This is a genomic window from Sulfitobacter sp. M368, assembly GCF_025141875.1.
GTDB classification, from domain to species: Bacteria; Pseudomonadota; Alphaproteobacteria; order Rhodobacterales; family Rhodobacteraceae; genus Sulfitobacter; species Sulfitobacter mediterraneus_A.
The window spans coordinates 1636407-1652132 of sequence record NZ_CP081113.1 but is presented as its reverse complement, the minus strand read 5'-3'; the positions used below and the strand labels follow the sequence as shown (position 1 = coordinate 1652132).

Annotated in this window: 14 protein-coding genes; 12 read left to right on the top strand and 2 right to left on the bottom strand. The window is 58.8% G+C overall.

The genetic code is table 11. The features are described 5' to 3' along the window. The first annotated feature begins 119 nt into the window (after positions 1-119). From K3754_RS08285 to K3754_RS08245, 9 genes are all read left to right on the top strand, one after another. Positions 120-1163 carry a glycosyltransferase family 2 protein gene (locus K3754_RS08285; RefSeq protein ID WP_259942766.1) on the top strand — a complete coding sequence of 348 codons (1044 nt, stop codon included), beginning with the start codon at positions 120-122 and terminating at the stop codon, positions 1161-1163. Continuing rightward, positions 1160-1795: a sulfotransferase gene (locus K3754_RS08280; protein WP_259942764.1), complete on the top strand. Its 636-nt coding sequence runs from the start codon at positions 1160-1162 to the stop codon at positions 1793-1795. The genes K3754_RS08285 and K3754_RS08280 overlap by 4 nt, the downstream gene beginning before the upstream one ends. Next, the gene (locus K3754_RS08275) at positions 1795-4152 is read left to right on the top strand and encodes a glycosyltransferase family 2 protein (RefSeq protein WP_259942761.1); all 2358 of its coding nucleotides are present in this window, start codon (positions 1795-1797) and stop codon (positions 4150-4152) included. The genes K3754_RS08280 and K3754_RS08275 overlap by 1 nt, the downstream gene beginning before the upstream one ends. A 2-nt stretch (positions 4153-4154) precedes the next feature. Beyond that, positions 4155-4847, top strand: a complete 693-nt coding sequence (locus K3754_RS08270; protein WP_259942759.1) for an FkbM family methyltransferase — start codon at positions 4155-4157, stop codon at positions 4845-4847. Next, positions 4848-5891 (top strand): glycosyltransferase family 2 protein, encoded by a 1044-nt coding sequence (locus K3754_RS08265; protein ID WP_259942757.1) that lies wholly within the window; start codon positions 4848-4850, stop codon positions 5889-5891. Between the two features lie 108 nt (positions 5892-5999). Beyond that, positions 6000-6947 carry a phosphoadenosine phosphosulfate reductase gene (locus K3754_RS08260; protein WP_259942755.1) on the top strand — a complete coding sequence of 316 codons (948 nt, stop codon included), beginning with the start codon at positions 6000-6002 and terminating at the stop codon, positions 6945-6947. Between the two features lie 33 nt (positions 6948-6980). Further along, a complete protein-coding gene (gene pyrC / locus K3754_RS08255) occupies positions 6981-8015 on the top strand; it encodes a dihydroorotase (RefSeq protein WP_259942753.1) in 1035 nt (344 codons plus the stop codon). Positions 8016-8051: 36 nt separating this feature from the next. After that, positions 8052-8729, top strand: a complete 678-nt coding sequence (locus K3754_RS08250; RefSeq protein WP_203211488.1) for an orotate phosphoribosyltransferase — start codon at positions 8052-8054, stop codon at positions 8727-8729. Positions 8730-8882: 153 nt separating this feature from the next. Continuing rightward, a complete protein-coding gene (locus tag K3754_RS08245) occupies positions 8883-10367 on the top strand; it encodes a replicative DNA helicase (protein WP_259942751.1) in 1485 nt (494 codons plus the stop codon). Positions 10368-10417: 50 nt separating this feature from the next. Here K3754_RS08245 and K3754_RS08240 read toward each other — a convergent pair whose 3' ends face one another. Beyond that, on the bottom strand, positions 10418-11743 hold the full coding sequence (locus tag K3754_RS08240) for a dienelactone hydrolase (protein WP_259942749.1): 1326 nt from the start codon (positions 11741-11743) through the stop codon (positions 10418-10420). 83 nt (positions 11744-11826) lie between these two features. Further along, positions 11827-12558: a sterol desaturase family protein gene (locus K3754_RS08235; RefSeq protein WP_259942747.1), complete on the bottom strand. Its 732-nt coding sequence runs from the start codon at positions 12556-12558 to the stop codon at positions 11827-11829. Between the two features lie 188 nt (positions 12559-12746). On the opposite strand from K3754_RS08235, the gene alr reads away from it, so the two are divergent. Genes alr through radA form a run of 3 tightly spaced genes read left to right on the top strand, consistent with a single transcriptional unit; the run spans position 12747 to position 15705 of the window. Beyond that, a complete protein-coding gene (gene alr, locus K3754_RS08230; protein ID WP_259942745.1) occupies positions 12747-13781 on the top strand; it encodes an alanine racemase in 1035 nt (344 codons plus the stop codon). Positions 13782-13822: 41 nt separating this feature from the next. Then, positions 13823-14278, top strand: coding sequence for a paraquat-inducible protein A (locus tag K3754_RS08225; RefSeq protein ID WP_259942743.1), 456 nt, complete (start codon positions 13823-13825; stop codon positions 14276-14278). A gap of 59 nt (positions 14279-14337) precedes the next feature. After that, on the top strand, positions 14338-15705 hold the full coding sequence (gene radA, locus K3754_RS08220; protein ID WP_203211494.1) for a DNA repair protein RadA: 1368 nt from the start codon (positions 14338-14340) through the stop codon (positions 15703-15705). Positions 15706-15726 lie beyond the last annotated feature (21 nt).

The window sequence follows — 15726 nt, the reverse complement described above, 5'->3', positions numbered from 1 at the left end:
CAGCCGCCCTGCCATACTCAGAGGCGAATAATATGAGGTTTCGGGGCATCTCGCACCCGGCCCAGAGGCGGCTATGAGACAGAATATCTACATCCCCAATGCGGGCGGTGCGGCCTGATATGCGCATCACCGCTGTGACCTGTGTCAAGAACGAAGGCCCGTTCCTGCTGGAGTGGATCGCCTTTCACCGTGTGATCGGCGTGACCGATTTTCTGTTTTATTCCAACGATTGCACCGATGCGACCGACCGTTTGCTGGACCGGCTGGAGGATCACGGCATGGTCGCGCATCTGCCCAATCCGGCGACCAACCGCAATTACCAGATGCAAGCGCTGAAAAAGGCGCGAAAGCATCCCTTGATCCGCAATGCCGATTGGGTCTGGGTGGCGGATGTGGACGAATTTCTCAACATTCATGTGGGCGATCATACGATCCCCGCGCTGATCCATGCATGCGGCAATCCGCAGGCAATCTCGGTCACGTTTCAGTTCTTTGCCAACGACGGTATAGAGACCTTTGAAGATGAGCCGGTGATCGCCCAATTTTTGCGCAGTCACAACCCTGACATCTGGTGCGCCGACACGGCGATTGAAGTCAAAAGCCTGGTACGTGGGGATTTCCCACTGGATTACTATGGTGCGCATCGTCCCTTCCATAATGAGGATGTGCCAAAGGAAGAGCGGCCAAGCTGGACCGATGGCGCGGGCCGTCCTGTGCCCGGCCCGTTCCGCCGCCGCGCCAACAAGCGCCGCATCCGCGCCTTTCCCGCCCATGGTGCCCGGCGATTTGCCACGTTGAACCATTATGCCCTACGCTCGCTCGACAGCTATCTGGTCAAGAACGACCGGGGCGATGTGAACCGCGAACACCGTGCCTTTGACGACAGCTATTGGCGCGAGCGCAACGATGGGGCGTTCTTTGATGACAGCATCTTGCGATACCGCGATGCGCTGAGCGAAGAGATGAACCGCCTCAAAGCCCTCCCCGGCGTTGCGGACCTGCATGCGGAGGCAGTCGCCCTTCACCGCGCCAAACGCGACGAGTTGCTGTCCCAGGACAGTTACCGCGCCATGCAGGACCAATTGCGCAATGCCAGCCGTTATTGCGCTGCTGAGGCCGCAATCCGAGAAGAGATCGGAATGGACGAAGGGGCACAGCCATGACCCGCCTGCGCATTGTCAATCTGGCCCTGCCCAAAACCGGCACCACCACCCTGACCGAGGCCTTGCGAGCCGCTGGTTTGACGGTCGCCGATTGGAAGATCCGCCCCGGCCAATCCACCCGCAATGACATTCCGCGTCAGCATCTGGGGAAAATAATCTATACCGATTATTTCGACAGCGGCGATCCATTGGCGCGGCTGGATGAGTTTGACGCCGTGAACGAAATGTCGGCCGTGCGCGAGGATCGGTCCTTGTGGCCGCAAACCGATTGGGGTCTGCTGAGCGCCATCCAGAAGCACCACCCCGGCGTCAAATTCGTACTGACGCGCCGCGATCCGGCCAAGGCAGCCAACAGCATGATGCGGTGGAACAATCTTGGCAAACGCCGACTGCCACAGGCCGATATTCCCGGCCTGCCGCGTGGCTTTGGCCAGAGCGAGACAGAACTTGCCCGATGGATGGAAGGACATTACGCCTTTTGTGACCGTGTCTTTCAGGGCTGCGACAATTTCCATGCCTATGATATCGAAGACAGCCAAGCGCCTGAAAAGCTTGCCGCCTATCTGGGCATTGAACTGCCGTGGTGGGGACAGGCCAATGTCGGCAAGGTCAAAGCGGAAGAGGCAAACTGATGCGTCTGACACTGCTGATCGGACCCAATGAGAAAGCCGCCGCGCGGTTTCGTGCGATGTTCAAACAAAAGGCGGCCGCGCTGGAGAAACAGGGCATTTGGGTGCCGGAGTGGAACCATGTAAGGCTCTATGCCGCCTGCGCGGAAACAGGCGATGTGACCTCGCTGCGCCACAAACGCGGGATGGACAGCGCCTTGGTGCAGCAGACCATGGCGCATGAGTTTCAGACATTGTTTGACAAAGAATTGCCTGAAGCGCCAGCTGATCATGTGGTGTTCAGCGCGGCACAATTGGGGTCTCTGCTGACGAAACCATCGGAAATCAAACGTTTGCACGGCCTTTTGGCGCCCTATTTCGATGACATCCAAATCGTGGCTCATGTTGAGGAACAGGCTCGGGCCTTGGCGGCGCATTACATCACGGCGATTCTGGACGGGCGGCGGCATTCGTTGCAGCAAGAGCTTGATCTGGCGAAAGGCAGCAATTGGTGGGCCGGCGCATTGGCCTTGCGACAGGGGCCGGACACCTATGCGGGCCTCTTTGACGATGTACAACATCCGCCGCATTGGCTGGACTATGCCGCGCTGCTTGATCATTGGGAAACGGTCTTTGGCAAAGGCAAAATGCACCTGCGCCCGCTTGATCTGGCCGCTTTGAGGTCAGAAACCTGCACCGATGAACTGGTGGATATGCTGGGCCTCGGCGCAAACCTTGGCAAGATGGCAGAGGAGCGGGTGTTCCATCCCGAGCCTGCGGCCTCTCTCACCCGGATGCGGCAGTTCAACGAGGTATTGATCCGCCATGCGCAGGCCAAAGACATCATTGTGCCGCGTGACCTATGCCAGCAGATGCGGATGAGCCTGCGCGTGCCCGGCCCGCCCACCGCGCCCGGCAGCCTCTTTGCGGTCTCGGACCATTTTGCCAAAGACAATGCCAAGCTGATCAAGGCCTTTCCTGGTCTGGCTGGCGCGCTGACCCCTGATGCACCAACTGTGGCTTGGCAGGAGGCTGATCCCACCAATGGGTACCGCGCAACACAATACCTTGCCGCCTATGCCCACCAGATCCGCAAGAACAGCACCCCCGTCGCCGAAAAACGCGCCGAAGCGGCGGCGGCGAAAGAGGCCACTGCGAAATTCGATACGCTTTTATCAGATGATACCGCTGACGCAGATCAGCAGGCCAGCAATGCCCGTCTGCTCAATCGGGTCAAGCTGAACCACGAAATGATCCTGAACACGCAGTTCAGACCCCACAACAATCTGGGCGCGGTCAACGAAGAGGAACTGGCAGCCGCCTACACCATCGCCCCGCCCCGCAAATTGGCCCCCGGCAGCAGCGGCAATGTCATCGTCGGCTGCATGAAAAACGAAGCGCCCTATATCGTGGAATGGATCGCCTATCACCGCGCCATCGGGGTCGATAACTTCCTGATCTACACCAATGATTGCAGCGATGGCACGGACGAGGTTCTGGGCCGCTTGCAGGATATGGGCGTGATCCAGCACCGCAACAACGACAACTGGAAAGGCAATTCCCCGCAGCAATATGCGCTGAACCAAGCCCTGAAAGAGCCCGTCATCCAAAAAGCGGAATGGATCATTCACATCGACGTGGACGAGTTCATGAACGTGCGCACCGGTAACGGGACTTTGGATGATCTCTTTGCCGCTGTGCCGGATGCCACCAATATCGCGATGACATGGCGGCTGTTCGGGCACAACGGGATCACCCAATTGAACGATGCCTTTGTGATTGATCAATTTGACGCCTGTGCGCCGAAATACTGCCCCAAGCCGCATACGGTCTGGGGGTTTAAGACGATGTTCCGCAACATCGGGGCCTATGCCAAAATTTCCTGCCACCGTCCCAACAAACTGGACGAAGGGTTTGAAAACAAAATCAAATGGGTAAACGGCTCCGGTCAGGATATGACCCGCGACGCCGCGCATAACGGCTGGCGGTCCTCAAAGAACAACATCGGTTACGACCTTTTGCAGCTGAACCATTATGCGCTGCGCTCTGCCGAGAGTTTCCTGATCAAACGGCAAAGAGGACGCGCGTTGCATGTGGATCGCTCGATCGGCATCAACTACTGGATTCGGATGGACTGGTCCGATTTCCGCGACATCACCATCAAACGCAACATTCCCCGTGTCCGCGCCGAATATGATGATTTGATGCGGGACGACATACTGCGCCAAGCCCATCAGGACGGTTTCGAATGGCACAAGGCCAAGGCAAGGGAATTGCACCAAATGCCGGAATTTCAGGATCTTTACCGCCAGGCGCTTGAGGTCAAGCTGAACGAAACCGAACGGGTGGCCTATGCCCTTTCGCTGGATATGGAGAGTTGAGCATGGACGGCCAAGCGACTGAAGACACAGGATTTGTCCGGTCTCGCGGGATGAAATTTCCCAAGCACCCCGAGATCATGCAGGGTAAAATTCGCCGGTTGTTGCGGTCCAATTCCTATGAGGCCAAAGAAACCGAAGCCGCCCTGCGTGTGGTGCGCGAGGGCGATGTGGTGGTCGAACTGGGCGGCGGTATCGGGTATATGTCCACGCTGGTGGCCACCAAACGCGCGATCAAATCGGTGCATGTATTTGAAGCCAATCCAAACCTGATCCCCTATATCCGCTCGGTCCACGTGGCCAATAACGTGACCAACGCCCATGTGACCAACGCCATCCTAGGTCCGCGCAAGGGATCGGTGGATTTTTATGTGCGCGAACCCATGCTTGGCTCGTCCATGCAGGTGCTGGAGGGTGAGGTTGATCCACCCTCTGCAAAGGTGGACGTGCTGAATGCCAAAGCGACCTTCAAGGAGATTGGTGCAACCGTCCTGATCTGCGATATCGAGGGGGCCGAGGTCGATCTGATCCCGCAATTGGATCTGACCGGTCTCAGGGCCGCAATCATCGAAACCCATCCACAGTGGATCGGGCCAGAGGGCATCAACAAGGTCTTCCGCGCCTTTATGGATGCCGGTCTGGCCTATTACCATCGCGGCTCGCATGGCAAGGTTCTGGCCTTTCGGACGGATTGGTAAGTGACCCACCTCGCCATCCTCTGCGTCAAGAACGAAGGCGCGTTTCTGCTGGAATGGCTGGCCCATCACCGTGCCTGCGGGTTTGACGATTTTATTGTCTTTTCAAATGACTGCAGCGATGGCACCGATCAAATTCTGGACCGGTTGCAAGACATTGGCTGGCTGACCCATCACCGCAATGGCGGCCCCTACGACAGTGGCGGCATTCAGTTTACCGCGCTCAAACAAGCGTCCAAGCTGGATGCGGTCAAGCGGGCCGAGTGGATTTTGCCGCTGGACGTGGACGAATTTGTGAACATTCACTGCGGCGATCACACGTTGGCCGCGCTGCACACCGCCCTGCCCGAGGCAACGGCGATCACGCTGACATGGCGGCTGTTTGGCAATGGCGGCATTGCCCGCTACGCAGATGTGCCCGTGACAGAGACCTTCACCCGGTGCGCCCCCAAGGTCATGCCTTGGCCGTGGCGGGCGGCGATGTTCAAAACGCTGTATCGCAATGACGGGATCTACCGCAAACCCGGCGTGCACCGGCCCCGTGATCCAGACAAAACCCGCCTGAGCGAGGCGCAATGGTTTGACGGGCGCGGAGAGGCTTTGGATGACAGCTTCCGCACCAAGGGGATCTTTTCCGATTTCCGGCAGGACAACACACCTCTGGTGCAGTTGAACCATTACCCCCTTGGCGCGATGGAAAGCTATATTCTCAAGGCTGACCGTGGCCGCGCCGTACATGCCGAGGACCGTTTGGGCATGGACTATTGGGTCGAACGGAATTTCAACACCGACACGGACACTTCCATTTCCGCATTGGCCCCCCGGCGCGACGCCCTGCAGGCGGAATTGCACGCCGATCCCGTGCTGGGAGAGCTGCACCAACAAGCCGTGCAATGGCGCAAAGACCGCTTTGACGCGCTGATGCTGGAAGAGCCGAACCGCGCCCTTTTTGGCCGTTTGGCGATGACGCCAGCCTCTGAACCGGTCCCTTCTGAAACCGCTAGTTTCCTCATGTCTTATGGGCGAAGGGCGCAAAACCGCCACTAAACCTCACTGTTTTCACACGCATTTTCCGCAATTTCGCCGCATTGGGCCGGTAAATCCTCATACAAATGCGCACAAAATAAGCGCGAATATGCTATTGAGGACGTGGCAATGACAAAAGAGACGCCCACACTTCAGATGTCACTGGTAGACCTGCCTCGGCGGGACTGGCTTGGTGCAATCGAAAGCATTTGTGAAAACGAAGGTTTCTACGAACCTTTGGGCCGACGCCACTTTGCCGCTTATGTTGAAAAAGGCGATACATTGGTGGTCTCCTTCGAGACCATTCAAGGCATTCACGCCCTGTCCGACTATGGCCAACCTCTGGCCTGGGACATGGCCCGCAACCACAATTGGTCCAGCCTCAGCATTATCAGCCATGGCGATACATGGTTCCGCGACAACAAGGTTTACGGTTTTTTCGACCGCCTGATCGACGAAGGCGTGTTTGACGAGTTTGAGACCATCCTGTTTTATGGCGCTGGTCCCTGCGGCTATGCCGCCGCCGCCTTTTCGGTGGCTGCCCCCGGCGCCCGTGTGGTGGCGATCCAGCCGCAGGCCACGCTGGACCCGCGCGTCACCGAATGGGACAACCGCTTTACCGAGATGCGGATCATCGATTTTACATCCCGCTATGGCTATGCCCCCGATATGCTGGATGCGGCCGAACAGGCCTATGTGATGTATGACCCGCGTGAACAGCTTGATGCCGTTCACGCCGCACTTTTCACCCGTCCCAATGTGCGCAAACTGCGGATGCCCTATATGGGCGGCGCCTTGCAGACAGATCTGCTGGAGATGGAACAATGGGAGGCGCTGCTGTGCGCTGCAGCGGATGACCGGCTGACCGTGCGCCGCTTTGCCAAGATGTACCGCGCCCGCCGCGACTACCGCCCCTACCTGCGCAATCTGATGAAACACCTCGAAGCCGAGGAACGTATTCCGATGCTTCTCGCGCTGTGCCGCAATGTAACAAGCCGCATGAACGCCCGCAAATTCGCCAACAAGCTGCGCGAATACGACGAAGAACCAGAGCAGAAAGCAGCAGAACAAGGCTAGGATTGGCAAACGCTCTGTGCTAGCGGAAGCGCCATGACACAGAGCCTGACACTCCGCCGCCCCGATGACTGGCATTTGCACCTGCGCGATGGCGATATGCTGCGCGCCGTGCTGCCCCATACCGCCAATCACTTTGCCCGCGCCATCATCATGCCCAATCTGGTGCCGCCGGTTGTGACCGGTGCCGACGCCGCCGCTTACCGCGAGCGCATCATGGCCGCATTGCCCGAGGGCAGTGATTTTGAGCCGTTAATGACACTCTACCTGACCGAAGATACAGATCCCGAAGATCTGGCCGCCGCCCATGCCAGTGGGCTGGTGAAAGCGGTGAAGTTATACCCCGCAGGCGCAACAACCAATTCCGCCAGCGGTGTCAGCGACTTTAACAAAGTTGCAAAAGTCCTTGAAAAAATGGCCGAAATCGGCCTGCCGCTTTGCACCCATGGCGAAGTGACCAACAGCGACGTGGATATTTTTGACCGCGAGGCCGTGTTCATCGACCGTGTGCTAGACCCCATCCGCAAGGACCATCCGGCGCTGCGCGTCATCATGGAACATATCACCACAAAAGATGCCGCTGATTATGTGCGCTGCGCGGATCAGAACCTCGCGGCAACAATCACGACGCACCATCTGGTGATCAACCGCAATCATATCCTCGCCGGGGGTATCAAGCCGCATTACTACTGCCTGCCCGTGGCCAAACGCGAAACCCACCGTCTTGCCCTTCGGGCCGCGGCCACATCCGGCGATCCACGGTTTTTCCTTGGGACCGACAGCGCCCCGCACACCGACGCCAACAAGCTGCTGCCTTGCGGCTGCGCGGGCTGTTTCACTGCGCCCAACACCATGTCGATCCTTGCTGAAGTGTTTGAACAAGAAGGCAAACTTGATCAGCTTGAGGCTTTCGCATCGCTGAACGGGCCTGCCTATTACGGCCTGCCAGCGAACGAGGACCAGATCACCCTGATCCGCGAAACGCCCAGCTTTCCTGTGCAGATAGACACGCCCGATGGCCCCGTCACCGTCTTTGATCCCGATATGCCACTGCACTGGCGTGTTGCTTAAATTTCAATCCCAGCCTGCCACCAAAGGACCGCCTGCATGATCCCTTCCAGCTACCCCACCGCCGAAGAAATGGCCCGCCTCACCGCCCGGATGCTGCTTGAGATCAAGGCGGTGCATTTCAACGCCGATGAACCCTTCACCCTGGCCTCCGGCCTGCCCAGCCCCACCTATATCGACTGCCGCAAGCTGATCAGCTATCCGCGCATTCGCAGCACCTTGATGGATTTTCTCACCGTCACCGTGATGCGCAACGCAGGTTTTGAGGCGTTTGACAACATTGCAGGCGGCGAAACCGCAGGTATTCCCTTTGCCGCCATGGTCGCCGAACGCATGGCGCTGCCGATGACCTATGTGCGCAAGAAGCCCAAAGGATATGGCCGCAATGCCCGGATCGAAGGCGCGATGAGCGAAGGTGAACGTGTGCTGCTGGTCGAAGATCTGACCACCGACGGCGGATCAAAGCTGAGCTTTGTGGACGCCATCCGCGAGACCGGCGCGACCTGCGCCCATACGGCGGTGATCTTTTATTACGGTATCTTCCCGCAGACCGAAAAGACCCTTGGCGATCACGGCGTGGCCCTGCACAGCCTGTGCACATGGTGGGACGTTCTGGCCGAAGCCAAGGCGCAGGGCGCGTTTGACGAAAGCACCCTGTCCGAAGTTGAGGCGTTCTTGAACGCACCAAAAGAATGGCAGGACGCCCGAAAAGTCTAACGGCCCTAAACCCACAATATGTTGACGTCGCATGCCCTTTCGGGGCAAGATGAAGTGTGCGCAAAGCCTTCCACAACTTATCCACATAAACATACAATTTGCGCCGATCCGCGCCTCTGTCTATGACAGAAGCGGGACAGACAGGGTGAGATAATGAACGAAATAACATCGCTGAACGCGAACCAGATCGCTGTGCAGGCCCCTGAAACAATGCCGCATTCCATCGAGGCTGAACAACAGCTTCTGGGTGCGATACTGACCAATAACGACATTTATGATCGTGTTGCCTCGATCATCACGGCCAAGCATTTTTACGATCCGGTTCATGCCCGCATTTTCGACATTGCGGCCGCCCGCATCGCCAAGAACAACCTTGCCTCGCCCGTGACTCTCAAAGCCTTCATGGAAGATGACGAAGGCCTCAGGGAATTGGGCGGTCCGGCCTATCTGGCCCGTCTGGCCGGCGCTGCGATCTCTGCCTTTGCGGTGCGCGACTATGCCCAGATGATCTATGATCTGGCGGTCCGCCGCGACCTGATCCAACTGGGCCGGGACATATCGGCCAAGGCCGCGCAGGTCGATGTCAAATCAGAGCCACGCGAGCAAATCGTCGAGGCCGAGCAACAGCTTTACAAGCTGGCTGAGCAAGGCCAGACCGAAAGCGGTTTTCAAAGCTTTCTCAAGGCGGTAACCGATGCTGTTAATGTTGCCAACGCCGCTTATCAACGCGAAGGCGGGCTTGCAGGGCTGTCCACCAAACTGAACGATCTGGACAACAAGCTGGGTGGCTTGCACAAGTCGGACCTTTTGATCCTCGCCGGTCGTCCGTCGATGGGCAAAACCTCGCTTGCGACCAACATCGCCTTCAACATTGCCAAGGCCTATCGCCGTGGCACGCGCCCCGACGGCACCGAGGGGGCTGTCGATGGCGGCGTGGTAGGGTTCTTTTCCCTAGAGATGAGCGCCGAGCAGCTCGCGGGCAGGATTTTGGCGGAAGCGTCGGAAATCTCCAGCCACAAAATCAGGCAAGGCGACATGGACGAAACCGAATTCCGGCGGTTCGTCAACGCCGCCAAGGAACTGGAGGCCTGCCCGCTTTTCATTGATGACACCGCTGCCATTCCGATTGCGCAGCTTTCTGCGCGGGCGCGGCGGCTCAAGCGGACGCACGGTCTGGATCTGCTGATCGTGGACTATTTGCAGTTGGTGCGCGGCACGGCTGAAAACCGGGTGCAGGAAATTGGCGAAATTTCCATGGGTCTCAAAGCCATCGCCAAGGAACTGGATATTCCGGTGATCGCCCTGTCACAGCTGTCGCGGCAGGTGGAAAGCCGCGAAGACAAGCGCCCGCAACTGTCAGACCTGCGCGAATCCGGCTCCATCGAACAGGATGCGGACGTGGTGATGTTCGTGTTCCGCGAAGAATACTACGTCGAGCGGGAAAAGCCCGGCGAAGAACGTCTTGACGAGATGGCCGAATGGCAAGAACGCATGGCCCGCCTGCACGCCAAGGCCGAGGTGATCATTGGCAAGCAGCGCCACGGTCCAATTGGCACGGTCGAGCTGAGCTTTGAAAGCGAGTTCACCCGCTTTGGCAATCTTGCAAAGCCTTGGCAGCAAAGCCCGGAAGGGTTTTGAGGTCAGGATAACGGTATGAAACGGCGGGCTGATGGGCCCGCCGTTCTTGCTTATTGAGCGGCCTTTTTGACCTCGTATTTTAGACCCTTGGCCGTGCCCTTGGCAAAACCTTTCCAATAGCTGTGGTCTTCCTTGGCCGTGCCGTCTTCGTTCATCGACCACACGCCCGCGTTTGAATCCTCGGTCAGCTTAAGATGGGCGGCTTTTTCGGCATCGCCTTTCAGATGGGAATCCAGCCACGCGGTTACAAAATGCTGTGCAATGTTGTTCATCCGCGCAGAATCCCAGACCGGATCGGTGTAGTGCTCCGAGATGTCAAAGCCTTTGCTTTCGTTGAAGTAATAGCTTTCCTTTGGCGCAGGCATCGGGGCACCGGAGTTGTGGCCCCCGTTGACATAGGTCAGCAATGCGCGGTCCACATTGCTGGCGTTGTCCCAGATGGCCCGCACACCGTTTTCATAAAGCGAAACATCGTCCTGCGATCCGGCGATGAACAGCATCGGGATTTGTATCCCCGCCAGTCCATCGGCATCCCAAAACCCGGTGTTCATACCCCAGGGGCCAAAAGCCACGGCGGTCTTGATCCGTGCGTCAGGCAACGCGTTATGGGTCTCGCTGCCCGCTTGGTGGATGCCAAGCGTGCCGTGCGGCCCGCCCCAAGGATACCCAACCGAGGCTTCAGTCACACCGCCACCTGCGGTGATGATTGCGCCGTAACCGCCCATGGAATAACCGATCAAACCGGTGTTGCCTGCATCGTATAGCCCGGCAAAATCACCGCCCTCCGTCGCCATCTGCGCCATTTCCTCAAGCACGAACAACTGGTCCAGCGAGCGGTTCACAAGCGTAGAGCCAAACGCCGCCTGCGTCCGGTAGGTGCTGTCCGTATGGTCGATCGAGGCCACGACATAGCCCTTTGACGCGATGTTCTCCGCCAGATGGGACAGCAGGAAACGGTTGCCCGGATAGCCATGGCTGATCAATACCAGCGGATAAGCCGTGTCTGTCTGCGCAGGTGCGGCATCGCGCACGGCGCGGCCCGTCAGTGTCACTTCGGTTGTGCCATCGCGCAGAAACGCCTTGAGCGTGGTGTCGCCGCTGGCCCCTGCGGCTGCGGGATACCACATCTCGACCGTCAAGGGCCGGTCATAGCGCGGCCAAGCGTCCGGCTTGGGTGCGGCAGGGTCGATAGCCAGAATATTGATCTGGTCCGCATTGACCATCTCAAGCTGGCGCACGCCCACGGGCATCTCGCCATAGGCGGCCAGTTCCGGTGCGCTTGGCAATTGTGTATCTATGGGGTTTTCGGCCAATGCGGCGCTCCCGATCAGGCTGGCGCTGGCCGCAAGGGCCGCCAATGATGTTGATCTGTTCATGATGTCCTCCCTTTATCCGGACCAGCTTAGAGTGCGGCAGGGACAGGGCAAGAAATGCTTTGGTGACGTTGCGGCGTTTCGGCCTAGCCCGACACCCGCGCAGCCTGCGTTATTTCCGCCGTGCTTAGCCCGTATCTGTCCGCAAAACGGACCCGCGCGGCGACAAGGCGCGGATCATCCGGTGACATACCAAGAGTGCGGATGAACTCCATCCGCTGTTGCGATTTGAGCGCCTCGCGGTCGATATCGGTGCCCATGGCGCGGTCAATGATCTCGCCGCCAGGGCTGACATGGAACCATTTGCCGAAGTCGCGGAAATGATGTTGATTGTGCAGCCGGGTCACATGCCGCTCAACTGCGGTTTTGGGCAGGTTCAGATGGGCGGTCATATGGAACCACTCATAAACCATAAACATCAAAACCCCGCCCGCAGGCACAATCGCAACCGCGATCCAGATGGCATCCGCCGCCCCAAAAAGAGCGGCAATCCCCCAGACCGCAAGGAAATTAAACGCCAGCATCGGCAGCGCAACCCAGATCGGCACAAAGAACAACCCGTGATTGGTTGGGAAATCGTGATGGCCGTAATGCGCCTGATAGAGCAGATCAAATGCCCATTGGCGGCGCGGCGGATTCAGGTGAAAGACATGGCGGTGCAGGTTGTATTCGTTCAACAATTGCGCCCCGATGCCCAGCGGCACCAGCAACCACACCCAAGCTGGCCCGGCGAAAATCATCGCAACAAAGGCCAGCCCGCAGGCCAGCGCCATGATCCAGATCGCGGGATGTTTGAACATGATCGACAGTCGCAACATGGGTCTGATGCCCCCTTTCAAGGCAAGTGTGCTTTGACGGCCCTTGGTTTGTAAAGCGTGGCGCGCGCAAGCTGACGCGAGGTCGACTTGCATAACCCTTGCGCGAATTTGTTGCGCTGATCCGGCGGGTTCAGCAAATCTGCCCGCCATCGCTTGACGCATCGCAGGTTTTGAGCCAGCAGAAGCCCATGACAACTGCACATCTCACCATCGACCTTTCTGCCATTGCAACCAACTGGCAGGCCCTGAACCGCCTCACAGATTGCGCCACCGCAGCCGTGATCAAGGCGGATGCCTATGGTCTTGGCATCGAACAGGTTGGCCCTGCCCTTGCCGCCGCGGGCGCACGGCAGTTCTTTGTCGCCGCCGCGGAAGAAGGCGCTGCGCTGCGCCGCGTGCTTGGCCCCGGCCCGGAGATCCTGATCCTGTCTGGCCACATGGATGGCGACGCACAGCTGTTGCAGCAAGCCGATCTGGTGCCGATGATCAACTCGGTGGATCAGTTGCTGATGCAAGTCGAGGCCCTGCCGGGGCACCATTTCGGCGTGCAACTGGACAGCGGCATGAACCGGCTGGGGATGGAGCCCGCCGAATGGGCCGCCCTGCGCGATATTGCAGAGGCACAGGATTTGCGGCTGGTGATGTCGCATCTGGCCTGCGCGGATGAACCGGACCACCCGATGAATGCCGCGCAATTGGCCAGCTTCAAGGAAATGGTTCAAGGGGTTGAGGCACCTTTGTCGCTGGCGGCCACGGGCGGTATCCTGCTGGGCCGGGATTATCATTTTGATCTGACCCGCCCCGGTGTCGGTCTCTATGGTGGCCTGCCTTTTGTCGATGCCGTGCCGGTTGTGACGCTGGATCTGCCGGTGATCCAGATCCGTGATGTGGAGCCAGGCGAGTCCGTAGGCTATGGCAACGCCTTTGTGGCGCAGCGCCAGACCCGCATTGCCACAGTGGCCGCCGGTTATGCCGACGGGCTGATCCGCGCGATGGGCGGCACGGCAACTGTGACCTGCGACGGGCAGAAACTGCCCGTTGTCGGGCGGGTTTCCATGGATATGCTCACCATTGACGTGACCGCGCTGGACCATGCCCCGGCAACGCTGCAACTGCTGGGCCAGCATCAATCCGTTGACACGGTGGCCGGATTTGCCGGAACCATCGGCTATGAAATCCTGACCTCGCTTGGGGCGCGGTACAACCGTAGCTATATCGGGTAACATCAAGGGCGCGAACAAAGTGCCAAAGGGTTTGTTTTGCCATGGCACTATTGAAATTTCTCAACCTGTCCTTGCTGATCCTCTACCCCATTGCTTGGACGGCCCCCTTGATGCGGGCAGGCCTGCTGCCGCTGTTTTCGCTGAGTGAGATATCCGTGCTGACGGGTCTGCAATCACTTTGGGCATCCGACATTTTTCTGGCGCTTCTGGTGACGGTGTTTGCTCTTTTTGCACCATATCTCAAGACGATAGGCCTCGCGCTTGTGCAGTTTGGATGGCTCAGTGAGCGCAGCCTGCCCGCGTTGCATGTGCTGGGAAAACTGGCGATGGCCGATGTGTTCCTGATCGCGCTTTATATCACGCTCACCAAAGGCATCGGGCTGGGCCGGATTGAAACCGCATGGGGGCTCTATCTGTTCACGGCCTGCATTCTGGCATCGCTGCTGATCTCCTGGCGCACCGAGAACCTGTTAGCAAGACCGCACCCTAAAGAGTGATCCGCGCTGCCCCTGCGGTTTTTCTTTGACCCCGCGCATCACCTCCGCCACAAGACGATATGGCAAAATCGAGCAAGACATTCTCCTGCGCCAGCTGCGGGGCCAGTTTCAACAAATGGTCCGGGCGCTGTGACGGCTGCGGCGAATGGAATACCATTCAAGAAGACAAAGGCATTTCCGCCGGACCGCCCAGCAAATCACTGGGCGCACGTCGCGGTGCGGCGCTGGAACTGACGGATCTGGCCACTGAAGAGGCGCCGCCGCCGCGCAGCCATTCCGGCATTGGCGAGTTGGACCGCGTTTTGGGCGGCGGGCTTGTGCCGGCCTCGGCCATTCTGGTGGGCGGCGATCCGGGCATCGGCAAATCCACCCTGCTTTTGCAGGCCGCGGCGCATTTTGCCAAGAACGGCATCAAGACCATCTATGTCAGCGGCGAAGAGGCCAGCGCACAGGTGCGCATGCGGGCTCAGCGCCTTGGTCTTGCGGATGCGCCGGTGAAACTGGCCGCCGAGACCAACTTGCGCGATATCCTGACGACGCTGGACGCAGAGCGCCCGCAGCTTGCGATCATCGATTCCATTCAGACCATGTGGGCTGACAACGTTGAAAGCGCGCCGGGATCGGTCAGCCAGGTCCGCGCCGCCAGCCATGAATTGACCGCCTTTGCCAAACGCACCGGCACGTCGGTCATTCTGGTGGGCCATGTCACCAAGGAAGGCCAGATCGCAGGCCCGCGTGTTGTGGAACATATGGTCGACACCGTGCTTTATTTCGAAGGCGAGCGTGGCCATCAGTTCCGTATCCTGCGCAGCGTCAAAAACCGCTTTGGTCCCGCCGACGAAATTGGCGTGTTTGAAATGACCGGGCACGGATTGTCCGAAGTGACCAACCCTTCTGCCCTGTTTCTCAGTGAACGTGGTCAACCCGCCGCCGGATCTGTGGTCTTTGCGGGGATCGAGGGCACAAGGCCCGTGTTGGTGGAACTTCAGGCGCTTGTTGCCCCCTCGCCGCATTCGCAGGCGCGCAGAACGGTTGTGGGCTGGGATTCGGGGCGGCTGGCGATGATCCTTGCGGTTCTTGAGGCCCGCTGCGGCATCCCGTTTGCAGGGCTGGATGTATACCTCAACGTGGCAGGCGGCATGAAAATCTCGGAACCTGCCGCAGATCTGGCGGTCGCTGCTGCGCTCCTCAGTGCCAGGGAAGACGTGGCCCTGCCCGCAGAAACTGTTGTTTTTGGCGAGATTAGCCTCTCTGGCGCCCTGCGACCGGCCTCTCAGACCGAAAACAGGTTGAAAGAAGCGCAAAAACTTGGTTTTACCAGCGCCATCGCTCCGTCGGGCGGCAAAGCTGTTGGCACCTCTGGGATCACCCTCAACACAATGAGCGATCTCACCGGGTTTGTTGGCGAAATATTCGGAGCGGGCTGAGGCCCATAGCGGAAGGCAAAA

Bases quoted from the DNA above. Each gene is read 5' to 3' on its own strand.
- K3754_RS08285 (WP_259942766.1), top strand. From the start codon at position 120: ATGCGCATCACCGCTGTGACCTGTGTCAAGAACGAAGGCCCGTTCCTG.
- K3754_RS08280 (WP_259942764.1), top strand. From the start codon at position 1,160: ATGACCCGCCTGCGCATTGTCAATCTGGCCCTGCCCAAAACCGGCACC.
- K3754_RS08275 (WP_259942761.1), top strand. From the start codon at position 1,795: ATGCGTCTGACACTGCTGATCGGACCCAATGAGAAAGCCGCCGCGCGG.
- K3754_RS08270 (WP_259942759.1), top strand. From the start codon at position 4,155: ATGGACGGCCAAGCGACTGAAGACACAGGATTTGTCCGGTCTCGCGGG.
- K3754_RS08260 (WP_259942755.1), top strand. From the start codon at position 6,000: ATGACAAAAGAGACGCCCACACTTCAGATGTCACTGGTAGACCTGCCT.
- pyrC (WP_259942753.1), top strand. From the start codon at position 6,981: ATGACACAGAGCCTGACACTCCGCCGCCCCGATGACTGGCATTTGCAC.
- K3754_RS08250 (WP_203211488.1), top strand. From the start codon at position 8,052: ATGATCCCTTCCAGCTACCCCACCGCCGAAGAAATGGCCCGCCTCACC.
- K3754_RS08245 (WP_259942751.1), top strand. From the start codon at position 8,883: ATGAACGAAATAACATCGCTGAACGCGAACCAGATCGCTGTGCAGGCC.
- K3754_RS08240 (WP_259942749.1), bottom strand. From the start codon at position 11,743: ATGAACAGATCAACATCATTGGCGGCCCTTGCGGCCAGCGCCAGCCTG.
- K3754_RS08235 (WP_259942747.1), bottom strand. From the start codon at position 12,558: ATGTTGCGACTGTCGATCATGTTCAAACATCCCGCGATCTGGATCATG.
- alr (WP_259942745.1), top strand. From the start codon at position 12,747: ATGACAACTGCACATCTCACCATCGACCTTTCTGCCATTGCAACCAAC.
- K3754_RS08225 (WP_259942743.1), top strand. From the start codon at position 13,823: ATGGCACTATTGAAATTTCTCAACCTGTCCTTGCTGATCCTCTACCCC.
- radA (WP_203211494.1), top strand. From the start codon at position 14,338: ATGGCAAAATCGAGCAAGACATTCTCCTGCGCCAGCTGCGGGGCCAGT.